Genomic DNA, 17,190 nt, shown 5'->3' on the forward strand with positions numbered 1-17,190 from the left:
CAGTTAAATTTTAGTAACTATAATTTTACTAGCTGTTTCTTTTCTTATTGCTAAATGACTACCATTTACACAAATGTAAATTGGGTCTTTTAAAGGGGCTATTTGTAATAGTTCCACTTCCGTACCTGGTAAACATCCCATTTCTAATAATTTTAACGGTATAACATCTAGGCTTTCTTCAGATATAATTCCTCTTTCTCCGATTTGTAAAGTTGCAATTGAATTCAAACGACATGTATAAATTAACCTACAAATATATTAAAATAGAACAATTCTAAACAACAAGCTTTGTTAATTATAAGCTCAAGCTTCATTTATTAATTGTCCTATGTATATGAAACCTTATATTTGTGCTATGACTTTCGACCAAATCATCGGACAAGAACATATTAAAAAGCATTTACAACAATCTGTTAAAAACAACAGAATACCTCATGCTCAACTTTTTGTTGGTAAAGAAGGTTCTGGTACTTTAGCTACTGCCATTGCATATGCTCAATATTTATTATGTAGTTCCTCTGCAAATGCCGAGGCTTGTAATTTAAAATGTAGTAAACTACAGCACCCTGATTTACATTTTGCTTTTCCAGTAACTACAAATGATTCTGTAAAGAAACATCCAGTAAGTAATTTATTTTTAAACGATTGGAGAGACTTTATTGAAAAACAACCTTATGGAAGTTTATTTAATTGGTTGCAACATATTGGGGTTGAAAATAAGCAAGGACAAATTGGAGTAGATGAAGCTGAAGATATTGTAAAAAAATTACAACTAAAATCATACGAAGGAGGTTTTAAAGTAATGATAATTTGGATGGCTGAAAAAATGAATGTAGCTGCCTCCAATAAATTATTAAAACTTATTGAAGAACCACCTAGTCAAACTATCTTTTTATTAGTTACTGAAGATGAAGGACAAATTATCAATACTATCAAATCTAGATGTCAAGCATTGCATTTCCCTTCATTAAGTAGTGCTGATATAGCAAATACTTTAATTCAACAGGAAAACGTTTCTGAAAATGAAGCAACAAAAATAGCTTATCAAGCAGAAGGTAATTACAACAAAGCACTTCAGTTATTAAACAATAATTCTAACGATTTAATTTTTGAAGAATGGTTTATAACTTGGATTCGAGCAGCTTTTAAAGCTAAAGGTAATGCGGCTGTAATTCAAGACTTAATAGGCTGGTCGGAAACCATTGCAAAATCGGGAAGAGAAACACAAAAACAATTCTTACAATATTGTTTACAATTCTTTAGACAAGCCTTATTATTAAATTATGGCACCCCTGATTTAGTTTTTTTAGAAACAAAAACGAATAACTTCAAATTAGAAAAATTTGCTCCTTTTATAAATAGTGCAAATATCTTAACTATAGAGAAAGAAGTTAGCGATGCTTTATATCATATTGAACGAAATGGAAATGCAAAAATTATTTTATTAGATTTATCAATCAAATTAACTCGTCTTTTGCATACCAAAGAAGAAAAAATTAATGCTTAAAACATGAGAACATCTTATATAATTACGGTTATTATTTTCGGAATACTTTTTGCTGCATGTAAACAGGAAAAAAAAGCTGCTTTAAACGATTATATGGTTGGAAGTTGGCAAACTGAATATCTCAAAATTGAAATGCCAACAATTAATAAAACTGACAGCACCTCTGTTTTTGAAGATAATTTTATCAACCCTAATACCGGTAGAGCTCAATCTACTTATAAAAAAGACGGGACTTTTAAAGCTTGGTTTCAACAACCTAACGGTGAAAAAAAAGGAGAAACTAATGGTAAATGGAAAACAAAAAATGATAGTTTGTATGTAGACTATCCTTATTTAGGAAAACAAGTTCAAGCTTGGTATAAAATAACTAAAACAAAAGAAGGTTTTGAAGGTAAAGCAGTGTACGATTGGGATAATGATGGTGAATTTGACGATACTTTAATTATGAAAACTAAAAGAATAAAAGAATAAAATTGCTAAACGTTAACAACATATCCTTACGTATCCGAATATTTTTGTCAATGATACTTCTTGTATTATTGGCTTCTGTTTTAATTGTATTAGTAACTGTTTATCAATATGGTGAGCAAACCAAAGATTATAACACTCATCGTTTCGGAAGAAAAGAAACCACTATAAAACAAGCTATTGAAATTGAATTAAAACGTAGAACAACATATCCAGTTACTACGGAGAATTTATCTAAAATTTTTCAGGATAGAATTTATGAAATGGCTGCTGTTCATAAACTTACAATTACAATGTATGGTATGGATGGGAGGTTTTTAAAATCGTCAAAACCTTATAATTTTGAAAAAGTAGAAGATAAGCCTCTTTCTAGTGAAATAACTATGGAATTAGCTAATAATTCTGATCATAAAATTTTAAAAAGCCGAAGTAAAAACGGAATTACATACCAATCTTCCTATACGTATATAAACGATTTACGCTTTAAACGTATTGGAATACTTGAAATACAAATAGCGCAAAATAACGAAGAACAAAAAAAGGAGTTACAAGAATTTATTTCTCGTTTATCACTTGTATACATCCTTATGTTCTTAGTAGCAATTGCATTAGCATACTTTTTATCAAGTTATATTACGCGATCAATTCAAACAATTTCAGAAAAAATTAAAGAGACTCGTTTAAACAAACGAAACGAAAAAATCACTTTAAACTCTGCTAGTTCGGAAATCAATTCTTTGGTTGATTCTTATAATAACATGATTGACCAACTAGAAGAAAGTGCTGTAAAATTAGCTATGAGCGAGCGTGAACAAGCATGGAGAGAAATGGCAAAACAGGTTGCTCATGAAATTAAAAATCCATTGACTCCTATGCGACTTTCTGTTCAAAGTTTTGAAAGAAAGTTCAATCCAGACGACCCTAAAATTAAAGAAAAAATGTCTGAATATAGTGAAACACTTATTCAGCAAATAGATGTAATGAGTTCTATTGCCTCTGCATTCTCTGATTTTGCTAAAATGCCTACACAACGACGTGAAAAATTGGATGTAGTAGATGTTGTAAAACACTCGTTAGACATATTTACAGAAGGATATATACATTACATTCCACAAGAAACAGAGTTATTTGCCAATCTAGATAAAACACAATTGATTAGAATAGTAACCAACCTAGTAAAAAATGCAACACAGGCAATAAAAGAAAACGAACAAAATCCTAGAGTTGAAGTAAAAGTCACCTCAGAAGGTAATAACGTTAAAATTTCTGTTTCTGATAATGGAAAAGGTATTACTGAAAAAAATAAAGAATTAATTTTTGAACCTAAGTTTACTACTAAAACTAGTGGAATGGGATTAGGTTTACCAATGATAAAAAATATAATTGAAGCATATGACGGTTCTATTACTTTTACCTCAACTGAGGGTATAGGAACTGTTTTTAATGTAATTTTACCCAAAACATAATCAAATGAATTTCGAAAACATCTTAGTTGATACTTCTAACGGATTAGCTACAATAACTATTAATCGTCCAAAAAAATTAAATGCTTTAAACAAAGCAACTATTGAGGAATTACATACAGCTTTTGACAGCTTAAATAATGATTCTTCAATAAAAGCAATCATTATTACAGGTAGTGGAGAAAAAGCTTTTGTTGCCGGTGCAGACATTTCTGAATTTGCTGATTTCTCAGTAGCAGAAGGTGCTGAATTAGCCAGAAAAGGACAAGAAACTTTATTTGATTTTGTAGAAAATTTATCTACTCCAGTAATCGCTGCTGTTAATGGATTTGCATTAGGTGGTGGATTAGAACTAGCAATGTCGTGTCATTTCAGAGTTGCTTCTGACAATGCTAAAATGGGATTACCAGAAGTATCATTAGGTGTAATACCAGGCTATGGAGGTACACAGCGTTTACCACAGCTTGTAGGTAAAGGAAAAGCTATGGAAATGGTAATGACAGCTGGAATGATTTCTGCCGAGGAAGCTAAAAATTCTGGATTAGTAAATCACGTTACAACACAAGAAGAATTAATTCCATTAGCTGAGAAATTAGCTAGCAAAATAATGAGAAATTCATCTGTTGCGATTAGTGCTGCTATTAAAGCTGTAAACGATAATTTTAAAGACGGTATTAATGGTTTCGAAACAGAAATTACTGAATTTGGAAAATGTTTTGGTACAGAAGATTTTAAAGAAGGGACTACTGCCTTTTTAGAAAAAAGAAAACCTAATTTTCCTGGAGCATAACATATGACAGTAAAGAAAACTCTTTTTCTAATTCTTTTTCTCTTTAGCTATAGTTTTTTTGCACAAAAAACTATTGATAGTCTCTATGTAAAAAGTCTAAAAACACTTTCTGATTCTTTAAGAGTAGAGGAAGGGAGTAGAGAAAGAGTTCTTTTAATGAACAAAATGTTAGTTCTTGCCGAAGAACAAAAAGATACCTTTAGAACAATTCTTCTATTACACAGAATTGCTAGACAAAGTCAATTCATTAATGAACATTACACATCTATTAAATCTTATAAAAAAGAATTAGATTTATACAACAGGTATCAATTTAGCAAGAAAGAAAAAAAAGCCATACTCTTAGCTAAAATAACTCCTATAGAAATACAAGTACAACTTGGAAACAGCTATGCTGCCATAGGAGAAACTAAAATAGGGTTGAATTATTATTCTATTGGTGAAGCCATTGCTGAAAAAGAAGACTTAGGTTTTTATAAAGCTGTAATACCAGTTTTAATTGGCGGAATGAATAATACTGCAGGAGAATATGAAGAAGCCATAAAACAATATAAAAAAGGCTTACAACTTTTAGAATCTGCAAAAGATATAGATGAAATAAATAGAAAGTTCAATAGCTCACTCACTATTGCAAGCATCAGTGACTCTTATCTTAAACTAAAAAAATTAGATTCAGCTAACTTTTATTTAAATAAAGGAATTGAAAAACACTTAGATACCATTAATGATGTTATTCGATTAAACTACTTGTCTCAAAAAAGTAAAATCTTAATTGCTGAAAATAAAAACGAAGAAGCTTTAATTGTATTAGAAAAATTAAAAGATTTAAGTCATAAATACGATACAAATTCAGGGGAAACGTACTACTATAAAGAATTAGCAGAAGCCAATAGTAATTTAAAAAACTATGATAAAGCAATAGCTATAATGCTTAAAGGTATTGACAAAATAAAAAACAAAACCAAAGAATTCAATTTAGTAGAAGACTATAAAAAGCTTGCTAAAATTTATAAAAAAGCTGGAAACATTGAAAAATCAAATGAGTATTTTGAAAAATATGTTTTAAATCAAACTGCATTAGAAAAAAACAGAAAACATATTGTAGACTCTTTTCATAAAAAGAAAATTTCTGATTTAGAAACAGCTAAACAAAAGCAACAAAATAAAACTTCTCTTTTACTTATAGGAGGCTCTTTTGTCATTGCACTTTTGCTACTTTTCTTGTTTATTACATCAAAAAGAAGAGCAAAAACTACCAAGAGGTTTAATGAATTATTGACTAAAATAGAATCTTTAGAAAAACAACAAACTCTTGTAGACACTAAAGACATTTCATTAGAAGAAAAGAATACTACTTCAGATATTAATCAAGAAACTTTTAATGAGATTTTAGCTGGCTTACTAAAAATAGAAGAACAGCATTATTATTTAAAACAAGAATGTAATTCATATAACGTAGCAAAGAAAATAAAAACAAATACTTCGTATTTATCGAAAGTAATCAATGCGCATTATCAGAAAAACTTTAATACATACATAAACGATTTAAGAATTAATTACATCATTTTAAAATTAAAAGAAAGTAGCAAATTTAGATCCTATTCTATTCAATCAATTTCAGAAGAAATAGGTTATAAAAGTCCAGATTCTTTTACCAAATACTTTAAAAAAAGAACTGGTTTATTACCTTCTGTTTATATCAAAAAATTGAATTCTATTTCTTAAATCAACATTAAAAAGACGTTACAAAAGCCCTAAATTTATAAATTTGGGGCTTTTTCATTTTTGATATCTTTCTTTCACAAAAAACAAGCCAATCAACTGTAAAACAACAGTTTAAACCACAAAAACACAACCCTATTTTCCTAAAACTGGGTATACTTTACTTGGAATGGCTCTTTTAAAGTAGAATCTTTGTATCAGCAATTAAGCTTATATAAAATTTATTGAGAAATGAAAAAATCAACAAAAACTTTAATTATTATCATCTTATTCTTTTTACTTGGAGGACTATTTGGTTACACAGTAGTTTCTTCTATAAAAAGTTCTAATAAGTCTGATAAAATTTTCCATACGTTAAAAGAAAATTGCGATTGTAAAGAGGTTAACCAAATCATTTATGCAAAAGGAATTCAATTTGGGGAAAATGGTCTTTCAACCGAAAAAGGAGAATACCAATTAGTTGACTGCAATTTTGAGTCAATAGAAGCTGAAGCTAAAAGAATTCAATCTTTATTAGAATCTGAAATAAAAGATTTTAAAGAAATAGACTTATTAGAGTTAGAATTTATTAACCAAAACGAAAGTAAAGTAGTCTTAATAAAAAAAGGAATCATTAAATAAAACCAAACATCATGATAATTATAATAACAACCATCATTTTAGAAATAGCACAATTACTATTAAATTTAGTATTAGCGATATTTTAAATACAGGATTATTCGATACTATCTTAAAAGTTAATTAAACAGTTCCGTCCCATTCATTATAGAACTGTTGTAAAAATTGCTCCATAAACTCATGTCTTTTTGCTGCAATACTTTTACCTGTAGCTGTATTCATTTTATCTTTTAACAACAATAGTTTTTCATAAAAGTGATTTATCGTTGGTGCTGTAGACTTTTTATATTCTTCTTTGGTCATGTTTAGATTTGGAAGAATACTCGGATTATATAACTCTCTATTTTTATAACCTCCATAGTTAAAACAACGAGCTATTCCTATGGCGCCTATCGCATCTAATCTATCAGCATCTTGAATAACTTCTAATTCTGGTGATGTGAACTTTTGTTCGAAATTACCTCCTTTAAAAGATATATTTTGAATAATCTTTTCAACATGAACAATTATTTCTTCACTTACATTTTGAGACTCTAAAAATACTCGTGCCTTTTTAGGGCCAACAGTTTCATCCCCATTATAAAACTTACTATCGGCAATATCATGTAATAAAGCACCTAAAGCCACTATGAATTCATCTACTTTTTCTGTCTTTGCAATTAATAATGCATTTTTATATACTCGTTCTACATGAAAATAATCATGTCCTCCCTCTGCTCCTTTCAAAGTTTCTTTTACAAACTCAATAGTATCCTGTATAACTTGCGTTCTATTCATAGGTTCAAAAATAAAAAACCTGCATTTAAATAAATACAGGTTTTGAAAAATTATGTTCAAATTACTTTTAAGCTGTAACTTCTTTTCCTATTAAGTTATTAGCTACTAAATATTCAGCTATTTGAATTGTATTTGTAGCTGCCCCTTTTCGTAAGTTATCAGAAACAATCCACATATTTAAACTATTTGGTTGCGATAAATCTCTTCTAATTCTACCTACAAAAACTTCATCTTTTCCTTCAGAATAGAATGGCATAGGATATACATTATTCTCAATATCATCTTGTACAACAACTCCATCTGTTTCCGATAAAATTTTGCGAATATCCTCTACCTCAAAATGATTATCAAATTCAATATTTACAGCCTCACTATGGCCACCTACAACAGGTATTCTTACTGATGTAGCTGTAATACCAATACTAGGGTCGTTTAAAATCTTATGAGTTTCTCTTACCAATTTCAATTCCTCTTTAGTATAACCTGCTTCCTCAAAAACATCACAATGAGGCAAAGCATTTTTATGAATTTGATATGGATATGCTGTTTCTCCCTCTATTCCTTTAGATTCATTTTCTAATTGTTGTACAGCTTTAACTCCTGTTCCTGTAATTGATTGATATGTAGAAATTACCAAACGTTTGATACCATATTTTTTATGTAATGGAGCCAAAGCTAAAACCATTTGAATTGTAGAACAATTTGGATTTGCTATAATTTTATCATTCTCCGTTAATTCAGAAGCATTAATTTCTGGTACTACTAGTTTTTTGGTAGTATCCATTCTCCATGCCGAAGAATTATCAATTACAGTTGTTCCAGCCTCTGCAAATTTAGGAGCCCATTCTAAAGATGTACTTCCTCCTGCAGAAAACAACGCTACATCTGGTTTCATAGAAACAGCGGTTTCTAATCCAACAATGGTATAATTTGTTCCTTTAAATTCAATTTGTTTTCCAACTGAACGTTCTGATGCTACAGGAATTAATTCTGTTACAGGAAAGTTACGTTCTGCTAACACTTGTAACATTACATTACCTACCATTCCGGTAGCTCCTACTACTGCTACTCTCATTTATTTATTATTATTTACGGTAAGTTGCCAATAACCAACATCTACCCATTTATTAAACTTATATCCAACTTCTTTAAAGTGTGCTACTTTGGTAAAACCAAACTTTTCATGCAAAGCAACACTTGCTTTATTAGGCAATGATATTCCGCCTATTAACACATGAAATCCTTTTTCAATTAACACTCTAATTAAACTATTGTACAACTGAGAACCTATTCCTTTACCTCCAACATTAACATCTAAATAAATAGAAACTTCAGCTGTTTTACCATATGCACTTCTTGTATTCCAAAAATTTCCATGTGCATAGCCTACAATTCTATTATCTTCTTCAAAAACAAACCAAGGAAAGTCCTTTGTTATTTTTTCTATTTTATTTTTAAAGTAAGTTACAGAAACAGGCTCCTCTACAAACGTAGCAATATGACTTACAACATAGTAATTGTAAATGTTAGTTATAGCTTCAGCATCATTTATAGTTACGCTTCGTATCATTTCTTTGAAATACTAGTACAAAGGTTCAAAAAAATGAGATTAGTTGTATCTGTTTTACCACTAAATTTTCCGAAAAATTTGAATTCCTATCAATTTGATACTAAATGTATTATTTTAAACATAAAAAATAAAAATTATGTACTTTTGCAGCGATTTTGTATAAAATCATAACATATTTTGTTTAACTAAAAAAGTATAGCATGCAACTGTACAACAAGTTAAGCGCAAGTGAACGCGCTGCATTAATAGACGAAGCGGGAAAAGACCGTTTAACAATTTCATTCTATCAATATTTTAAGATAGAAAATCCAACCTTATTTAGAAACAAATTATTCCTAGAATGGAACGAGTTAGATGTATTAGGAAGAACCTATGTTGCTAATGAAGGAATTAACGCACAAATTTCTGTTCCTGCAGAAAACTTTTTAGCATTAAAAGAGCAATTAGATGCTATTTCGTTTTTAAAGGATATTCGTTTAAATGTTGCCGTTGAACAAGACAATAAATCATTTTTAAAACTAAAAGTAAAAGTTCGTAATAAAATTGTTGCTGATGGATTAAATGATGACTCTTTTGATGTAACTGATAAAGGAGTTCACTTATCAGCAAAGGATTTTAATGAAATGTTAGCAGATCCAAACACTGTTTGTGTAGATATGCGTAATCATTATGAAAGTGAAATAGGACATTTCGAAGGAGCTGTAACTCCAGATGTAGATACATTCAGAGACTCTTTAGATATTATTGAAGAAGATTTAAAAGATAACAAAGAAGATAAAAACCTACTAATGTATTGTACTGGTGGAATCCGTTGCGAGAAAGCATCAGCTTACTACAAGCATAAAGGTTTTAAAAATGTATTCCAATTAGAAGGTGGAATTATAGAATATACACGTCAAGTAAAAGCTGAAGGAATTGAAAATAAATTCTTAGGAAAGAATTTCGTTTTCGATCATAGACGTGCTGAACGTATTTCAGATGATGTAATTTCTAATTGTCATCAATGTGGCGAACCATGTGACGAGCATGTAAACTGTGAAAATCAAGCTTGTCATTTATTATTCATCCAATGCGCTTCTTGTAGAGAAAAAATGAACACATGTTGTTCAGATGAATGTAAAGAAGTAGCTGCATTACCTTACGAAGAACAAAAAGAACTACGAAGAGGTAAAGGCAACAGCAACAAGATTTTTAAAAAGGGCCGATCTGAAGCATTAAAGTTTAAAAAATAGATAAATACAAATGCAAAAGATAGAATTGATGGCGCCTGCTGGTAACTTTGAATCGTTACAAGCAGCGTTAGACAATGGATGTGACTCTGTGTATTTTGGTGTTGAACAATTAAATATGCGTGCTAGAGCGTCTATTAATTTTACTCTTGACGATTTAGAAGAAATCTCACAAAGATGTAAAGAGAAAAATGTTCGTACTTATCTAACCTTAAACACCATTGTTTACGATCATGATTTATCAATTGTAAAAACATTGATAAAAAGAGCAAAAGAGGCAGATATTACTGCGGTAATCGCTATGGACCAAGCGGTAATTGCTATGGCAAGAGCTGAAGGAATGGAAGTTCATATTTCTACACAAATAAATATTACAAATATTGAAACTGTAAAGTTTTATGCAATGTTTGCTGATACAGTTGTATTGAGTAGAGAACTTAGTTTACGTCAGGTAAAAAAGATTACCGAACAAATAGAAAAAGAAGAAATTAAAGGGCCATCAGGTCGTTTACTTGAAATAGAAATTTTTGGACATGGTGCATTATGCATGGCTGTTTCAGGTAAATGCTATATGAGTTTACACTCTCACAATTCTTCAGCAAACAGAGGTGCTTGCAAGCAAAACTGCCGTAAAAAATATACGGTAATTGATCAAGAATCAGGATTTGAAATGGAACTAGATAACGAGTATATCATGTCTCCAAAAGATTTATGTACAATTGATTTCTTAGATCAGGTTGCCGATGCTGGTATTAAAGTATTAAAAATTGAAGGTAGAGGAAGAGCTCCTGAATATGTTGCTAAAGTAATTAAATGTTATCGTGATGCTATTGATAGCTTATCCAATGGTACTTATGATAAAGAGAAAGTGATTAGCTGGATGCAAGAACTAGAAAAAGTATATAATCGCGGTTTTTGGAATGGATATTATTTAGGACAAAAATTAGGAGAGTGGAGTAAAGAACCAGGTTCTCATGCTACTCAAAAGAAAGTATACTTAGGTAAAGGAGTTCATTATTTCCAAAAAGCTCAAGTTGGTGAATTTAAAATTGAAGCTTATGATGTAAATGTAGGTGATACAATTTTAATTACAGGTCCAACTACAGGAGCTAAGGAAATGGAGCTAAAACAAATGTTTGTAAATGATGCTCCTGCTGAAAAAGCTACCAAAGGTGATGAAGTAACAATGAAATTAGATTTTAAAATTCGCTCTTCAGATAAGTTATATAAAATTGTAAAAACCGAATTTGCACAAGCCTAATGGTAGTAGTTACTTTACAAAGAAAGAAATGTATTGGTTGTAATTATTGTGTAGAGGTAGCTCCAGCACAATTTCAGATGTCGAAAAAAGACGGAAAATCAGTTCTTTTACATTCTTCTGAAAAAAAAGGTTTTTTCACAATAAAAACTCACGATGATTCTATTTACGAAGCATCATATGAAGCCAAAAAGGCTTGTCCAGTTAAAATTATAGAAGTAAAACAACTCTAAATACTTATTACTATATATCAAAGCTCTCTTCTGAGAGCTTTTTTATTTTAAATAATGTAATTTTATACTAAATAATTTAAATGTCTGGAGAAAATAATTTAACTACCTTAATTAAAGAAATGAAACCTTTTGTTAATAAAGGAGAATTTGTTTTTACTTCTGTTTCAAACATTTCTAATATTAACAAAGAAGAAATTATTAGTCTTTTTAAAGAGCAAGAAGGTATAACACTTGTTTTAAAAAAGTCTGTTGCCGACAATTTAAATCTACCATATAGCTTTATAGCTTCTTGGATTACTTTAAAAATACATTCTGCATTAGATGCTGTAGGACTCACAGCTGCTTTTTCAACAGAACTTGCAAAAAACAACATTAGCTGCAATGTTGTTGCCGGCTATTATCACGATCATATTTTTGTGGCAAAAAAAGATGAAGCTAAAACCATCGAAGTATTAACAAATCTTTCTAATAGTTTTTAGTTTTGTAAAATGGAATTACAACCACCATATCGTAAAATTATTCATGTAGATATGGATGCTTTTTATGCATCGGTAGAGCAACTAGATAATCCTGATTTAAGGAATAAACCTGTTGCTGTTGGTGGAAGTGAAATTAGAGGAGTGGTTTCTGCTGCTAGCTACGAAGCCAGAAAATACGGTGTCCGTTCTGCTATGAGTGGAGTACTTGCTAAAAGAAAATGCCCACACATAATCTTTGTGCATCCTAGGTTTGACAGATACAAAGAAATTTCTTCTAAGATTAGAAAAATATTTTATGATTATACTGATTTAGTAGAGCCTCTTTCTCTTGACGAAGCTTACTTAGATGTTACTGAAAATAAAAAAGGAATTTTATCTGCCAGTTTAATTGCAGAAGAAATAAGAAAACGCATTTGGGATGAACTAGAATTAAGAGCTTCTGCTGGCATCTCTATAAATAAATTTATAGCAAAAGTCGCTTCAGACATTAACAAGCCAAATGGTCAAAAAACCATAAATCCGGAAGAAGTAATTAGTTTTTTAGAAGAATTACCTATCAATAAATTTTACGGCGTTGGAAGAGTAACTGCTGCTAAAATGCATAATCTAGGAATTTTCACAGGTTTAGATTTAAAGAAAAAATCAATAGAAGAGCTTTCTAAATTATTTGGAAAGTCTGGCTTACATTATTATAATATCGTTAGAGGGATTCACAATAGCCAAGTAAAACCTAATAGAATAAGAAAATCAATAGCAGCCGAACGTACTTTTAATGAAAATTTATCTTCTGAAGTGTTTATGCTAGAACGTTTAGATAAAATTGCTGATGAATTAGAACGCAGAATGAAAAAGTCGAACACTAAAGGTAAAACCATTACTTTAAAAATAAAATATAGCGACTTTACTCAACAAACTCGAAGCAAAACCACCAACCATTATATTTATCAAAAAAGAGACTTTTACCCTATAATTAAGGAATTATTATTTCAGGAAGCTTTAAAAAACTCTGTTCGCTTATTAGGAATTTCTTTTAGTAATTTAAATACCGAAAAGAAAGAGCCAATTTGGGTACAACTAAAATTTAATTTTTAGATTATTGGAAGCCTTAAAGTAACTCTTGTTCCAATAGATTTGCCTTTTTCATCAACCAAATCTATGTAAACTAAGGAAAAATCATTTTGATACTGATTAGCGAAGTTTTTCAACCTTTCCGTAGTTAATTCTATCCCTATAGAATCTCTATTCAAGGATTTATTCTTTTTAATTTTTAAAGCAGCATCTCTTCCTATTCCATTATCTGATATATCAATTTGAATAAACTCATCCGAAATTTTTTCTACAGATAACTCTACTTTTTTACTTCCTTTTTTTGAAGACAATCCATGCCAAATAGAATTCTCTAAAAACGGCTGTAATATTAATGGTGGTATTTTTATTCTCTCTAATTCTAAATTCGAACTAATATTTTCCTCATATTCTATTTCATTTGAAAACCTAATATTTTCAATACTCATATACAAATTCATGGTTTTCAACTCTTCTCCCAATGTTACCTCTTTCACTCTAGAAGAATCTAAAATGCTACGAATTAACTTTGAAAACTTATTTAAATAATAAACCGCATTCTTTTGCTCATTATTTATAATATAAAGCTTAATAGAATTCAAGGCATTGAATACAAAATGTGGATTCATTTGAATTCTTAATGCCTCTTGCTCTAAAAGTAAAATTTGTTTATCGTTTTTTAACAAACGTTGTCTATATATTGAATACAATAAAACACCAAATAAAGCTATAGAAACCAAAGCTATAATTAGAATATTACGATTTCTAGTAAGTTTTAACTTACCTATTTCATTTTGCTTTGCAAGATCTTTGATTTTATTACTCTTAACTTCATTATCGTATTTGCTAATTAAGCTATTTACATAACGAATATTTTTAGCATTGAATGTCTTTTTTTCTAATTCAATTGCCATTTTGTAATACTCTAAAGACTTCTTGTATTTCTTTTGTTTTTGATATAGTTCAGATAAATGATCATAAGACACCGTTAAACTCGAAGGAATATTATTCTTCAAAGATATTCTTAGTGCTTTATTGATGTAAATTTTAGCCTCATTTAGTCTATTCAATTTTAAAAGAGCACACCCTAAAGTATTGTACACTTCAGATAAATAATACCTGTTTCCTATAGATTCAGCAAGTTCAACAACTTCTTTTATATACTTATGAGCTTCCTCATATTTAGATTGTTTAATTAAAATACCACTTATACTATTATGACAAATTACTTTTCCTAACTGATCTTTATTTAGGTTATTATATTTTAATGATTTTTGATAGTTGTCTAAAGCTTGATTTAGGTCTCCGATGTTTTTATAAGCATAACCAATATTTTGATGATTAATAGCCAAACCTCTTTTATCATCTAAATCTTTTTGAATAGCAATAGACTTACTAAATTTCTCTAGTGCTTTTTCATATTGCTTTAAGGCTAAATAGATATTTCCTAAGCTATTAATTGAAATACTATGACTAATTTTAATATCCTTATTAGGCTTATCTATTTTTGAAATAATTTCTAAAGCAGATTGATGGTAATTCAGAGCCATCCTTATTTTATCTTGCCTTCTATAAACAACACCTAGTTGGTTTAATGTTACAACTTCTGCCTCAACACTTTTAATCTCTTTGGCTAACTCTAAAGCTTCTTTATATTTTTTTATTGCTTTATTATATTCTGTAACATTTCTATGAGATCGTCCTTGAACATTTTTGGCAAAAATCTGGCCTAAGACATAATCGTTTTTTTTACTTTCATTTAAAAGCAAATTTAATTCTTCACTAGTAAATCGAATTCTTTTGAAATGCTTTTGAAGTTCAAAATAATTAGTTTCTTTTATTTCAATAGCTTTAACTATTAAACTATCAACATTTTTTTGAGATAAACATATAATGCTGAACAAAAAGAACAATACTAATGTGAAGATTTTTTTCATCCTAAAACTTTTCTAACAGATCCGATTTTCGTTGTCTTGACACAGGGATTTTATGATTATTTTCAATAATTACATATCCATCTGACTTTAAAAACTCTTTAATTTTATTTAAGTTTATGATGTAGGAATTATGAATTCTAAAAAAATGTTCTTCAGGTAACAATAGGTTAATTTCTTTCAATTTTTTAGTAACTACTATTTTCTTATTATTTGTAGTATGAATTGAGCAATAATTACCATCAGATTCAACAAATAATATTTCAAATTGCTCTAAAAAAATAAGTTTACCATCTGTATTTATTGTTATTTTTCTTCTATTGAATTTTTTATTGAAGCTTGAAAGTATTTTTTCAAACTTATCATCGTAGCTATTGTTTTTTGAATAATGCTTTTTTATTCTGTTCAATGTTTCTTCCAAATCATCAGTATCTATAGGTTTTAGTAAATAATCTATAGCCTGATTTTTTAATGCTTTAATAGCATACTCATTATAAGCGGTAGTTATGACAACAGCAAAATCTGTTTTTTCTAATTTTTCAAGCAGCTGAAAACCATCCATTGTAGGCATTTCAATATCTAAAAAAAGACAATCAATAGTGTTTTCGTTTATATATTTTATAGCCTTGTCGGCTTCTGTAAATGTTTGTATGATTTCTAAATCATCATTAAAATTCGATAACTCCCACAAAAGACTCTTAATAGCTTTTGGTTCATCGTCGACAATAACTGCTTTTAACATAAAGTGGGATTTGCAACCAAATGTAACTTTTATAATTGTAAAATTAAAATCAAGATAAACCATTTATACAGGAAAAAAGACTTCTTTTTCACCTAAAAAAACCAAAGACCAACCATTTACACACAATTTCCTACTATTTATACATATGTTATCGAAAAAAATATATTTTCGTCTCATATTTGCATCATAATACACAAGGGGAATCATTATGATAAATTAGGGGATTAATCAATAATGATATTAAACTAAAAAGCATCACTTTAATAAAGAGATGCTTTTTTATTTGAAATAAGTTTAGTTTATATATAAAAAAAAGCTCAAACAAAATTGTTTGAGCTTTTTCTTATTTAATCAAGTAGTTTCTTAAGCCTCGAAAGGAACTATAGAAACATAAGACTTGTTGTCTCTTTTCTTTCTGAATTCAACTACACCGTCAACTTTAGCATGTAAAGTATGATCTTTACCCATGTAAACGTTTTCACCTGGATTGTGAGTTGTTCCTCTTTGACGAACAATAATGTTACCTGCAATAGCAGCTTGTCCTCCAAAAATCTTTACTCCTAGTCGTTTCGATTCTGATTCTCTACCATTCTTCGAACTACCAACACCTTTTTTATGAGCCATTTCTGTAAGTTTTTAAAGTTAATTATTTACTTAATGCTTCAATTAATTCAGCTTTCTTTAAAGAAGTGTATCCAGAAATACCTTTTTCTTTAGCTAAAGCTTTTAATTCTGCAACAGTCATTGAACTAATATCCTTAGATTCAGCTTTAACTTCTGCCTTAGGAGCTTCTTTCTTAGCAGCCGCCTTTTTTACACCAGAAGCAGAAATACCTTCGATTTGAATCTCAGTTAAAGACTGTCTGTGTCCATTTTTCTTTTTGTAACCTTTTCTTCTTTTCTTTTTGAAAACGATTACTTTATCACCTTTTAAGTGACCTAATACCTTAGCAGTTACTCCTGCTCCTTCTATAGCTGGGGCGCCAATAGTTACGTTACCTTTATCTTCAATAAGCATTACATTATCAAAAGTTACTTTTGATCCTTCAGCCTCTTGTAAACGGTGTACGTATACTTTTTGGTCTTTTGCTACTTTAAATTGCTGCCCTGCTATCTCTACGATTGCGTACATACTTTTTGTTTTGCGTTATACTTTTATGCATCTTCTTAATGAAAATGCGGGTGCAAATATACGTTTTTTAGCACAGAAAACAATCTATAACACAGAAAATTAATCTTTTAATACTTAATGAGTTAAAAAATATTTCCCTCACTATGTAACAAATACCTTAAATTCACGTCACATATGTCAAAATCAGTCAAGAACTAATAAAT

General features: G+C 29.5%; 19 protein-coding genes. 11 read left to right on the forward strand and 8 right to left on the reverse strand.

Going from position 1 to position 17,190, the window contains the following annotated elements:
* Positions 1-3: 3 nt before the first annotated feature.
* On the reverse strand, positions 4-228 hold the full coding sequence (locus Q0958_RS02090) for a FeoA family protein (protein ID WP_235274382.1): 225 nt from the start codon (positions 226-228) through the stop codon (positions 4-6).
* 127 nt (positions 229-355) lie between these two features.
* Between Q0958_RS02090 and Q0958_RS02095 the strand changes: the two genes are divergently transcribed.
* The 6 genes from Q0958_RS02095 (at position 356) to Q0958_RS02120 (ending at position 6,571) form a co-directional block, all read left to right on the forward strand.
* Positions 356-1,507 carry a DNA polymerase III subunit delta' gene (locus Q0958_RS02095; RefSeq protein WP_299119973.1) on the forward strand — a complete coding sequence of 384 codons (1,152 nt, stop codon included), beginning with the start codon at positions 356-358 and terminating at the stop codon, positions 1,505-1,507.
* Positions 1,508-1,510: 3 nt separating this feature from the next.
* Positions 1,511-1,978, forward strand: coding sequence for a hypothetical protein (locus tag Q0958_RS02100; RefSeq protein ID WP_299118998.1), 468 nt, complete (start codon positions 1,511-1,513; stop codon positions 1,976-1,978).
* A 50-nt stretch (positions 1,979-2,028) separates the two neighbouring features.
* Positions 2,029-3,441, forward strand: a complete 1,413-nt coding sequence (locus tag Q0958_RS02105; RefSeq protein WP_299118999.1) for an ATP-binding protein — start codon at positions 2,029-2,031, stop codon at positions 3,439-3,441.
* A gap of 4 nt (positions 3,442-3,445) precedes the next feature.
* Positions 3,446-4,228: an enoyl-CoA hydratase-related protein gene (locus Q0958_RS02110; RefSeq protein WP_299119001.1), complete on the forward strand. Its 783-nt coding sequence runs from the start codon at positions 3,446-3,448 to the stop codon at positions 4,226-4,228.
* A gap of 3 nt (positions 4,229-4,231) precedes the next feature.
* Positions 4,232-5,953, forward strand: a complete 1,722-nt coding sequence (locus tag Q0958_RS02115; RefSeq protein ID WP_299119003.1) for a helix-turn-helix domain-containing protein — start codon at positions 4,232-4,234, stop codon at positions 5,951-5,953.
* A 228-nt stretch (positions 5,954-6,181) separates the two neighbouring features.
* Positions 6,182-6,571 (forward strand): hypothetical protein, encoded by a 390-nt coding sequence (locus Q0958_RS02120; protein ID WP_299119006.1) that lies wholly within the window; start codon positions 6,182-6,184, stop codon positions 6,569-6,571.
* 120 nt (positions 6,572-6,691) lie between these two features.
* Here the strand turns inward: Q0958_RS02120 and Q0958_RS02125 are convergent, their stop codons facing one another.
* The 3 genes from Q0958_RS02125 to Q0958_RS02135 all read right to left on the reverse strand — a co-directional run bounded on the left by Q0958_RS02125 (position 6,692) and on the right by Q0958_RS02135 (position 8,915).
* Entirely contained in the window at positions 6,692-7,345 is a 654-nt protein-coding gene (locus Q0958_RS02125) for an HD domain-containing protein (RefSeq protein ID WP_299119008.1), read from the reverse strand.
* Positions 7,346-7,412: 67 nt separating this feature from the next.
* Entirely contained in the window at positions 7,413-8,420 is a 1,008-nt protein-coding gene (locus Q0958_RS02130; RefSeq protein ID WP_299119011.1) for an aspartate-semialdehyde dehydrogenase, read from the reverse strand.
* On the reverse strand, positions 8,421-8,915 hold the full coding sequence (locus Q0958_RS02135) for a GNAT family N-acetyltransferase (protein ID WP_299119013.1): 495 nt from the start codon (positions 8,913-8,915) through the stop codon (positions 8,421-8,423).
* 200 nt (positions 8,916-9,115) lie between these two features.
* On the opposite strand from Q0958_RS02135, the gene Q0958_RS02140 reads away from it, so the two are divergent.
* From Q0958_RS02140 to dinB, 5 genes are all read left to right on the forward strand, one after another.
* Complete coding sequence (locus Q0958_RS02140; protein ID WP_299119015.1) at positions 9,116-10,147, forward strand: rhodanese-related sulfurtransferase; 1,032 nt, start codon at positions 9,116-9,118, stop codon at positions 10,145-10,147.
* Between the two features lie 10 nt (positions 10,148-10,157).
* Complete coding sequence (locus tag Q0958_RS02145; RefSeq protein ID WP_150898209.1) at positions 10,158-11,405, forward strand: peptidase U32 family protein; 1,248 nt, start codon at positions 10,158-10,160, stop codon at positions 11,403-11,405.
* Entirely contained in the window at positions 11,405-11,635 is a 231-nt protein-coding gene (locus Q0958_RS02150; protein WP_150898208.1) for a ferredoxin, read from the forward strand. Before Q0958_RS02145 ends, Q0958_RS02150 begins: the two co-directional genes overlap by 1 nt.
* Before the next feature lie 80 nt (positions 11,636-11,715).
* On the forward strand, positions 11,716-12,114 hold the full coding sequence (locus tag Q0958_RS02155; protein ID WP_299119021.1) for an ACT domain-containing protein: 399 nt from the start codon (positions 11,716-11,718) through the stop codon (positions 12,112-12,114).
* 9 nt (positions 12,115-12,123) lie between these two features.
* A complete protein-coding gene (gene dinB / locus Q0958_RS02160; protein WP_299119023.1) occupies positions 12,124-13,206 on the forward strand; it encodes a DNA polymerase IV in 1,083 nt (360 codons plus the stop codon).
* Here the strand turns inward: dinB and Q0958_RS02165 are convergent.
* The 4 genes from Q0958_RS02165 to rplU form a co-directional block, all read right to left on the reverse strand.
* Positions 13,203-15,116 carry a tetratricopeptide repeat protein gene (locus Q0958_RS02165; protein WP_299119025.1) on the reverse strand — a complete coding sequence of 638 codons (1,914 nt, stop codon included), beginning with the start codon at positions 15,114-15,116 and terminating at the stop codon, positions 13,203-13,205. The genes dinB and Q0958_RS02165 overlap by 4 nt on opposite strands.
* Position 15,117: 1 nt before the next feature.
* Positions 15,118-15,855: a LytTR family DNA-binding domain-containing protein gene (locus tag Q0958_RS02170; RefSeq protein ID WP_235274396.1), complete on the reverse strand. Its 738-nt coding sequence runs from the start codon at positions 15,853-15,855 to the stop codon at positions 15,118-15,120.
* 363 nt (positions 15,856-16,218) lie between these two features.
* On the reverse strand, positions 16,219-16,479 hold the full coding sequence (gene rpmA / locus Q0958_RS02175; protein WP_150898203.1) for a 50S ribosomal protein L27: 261 nt from the start codon (positions 16,477-16,479) through the stop codon (positions 16,219-16,221).
* A gap of 22 nt (positions 16,480-16,501) precedes the next feature.
* Complete coding sequence (gene rplU / locus Q0958_RS02180; protein WP_150898202.1) at positions 16,502-16,987, reverse strand: 50S ribosomal protein L21; 486 nt, start codon at positions 16,985-16,987, stop codon at positions 16,502-16,504.
* Between the last annotated feature and the right edge of the window lie 203 nt (positions 16,988-17,190).

This window comes from uncultured Tenacibaculum sp., assembly GCF_947499065.1.
Lineage (GTDB): Bacteria > Bacteroidota > Bacteroidia > Flavobacteriales > Flavobacteriaceae > Polaribacter.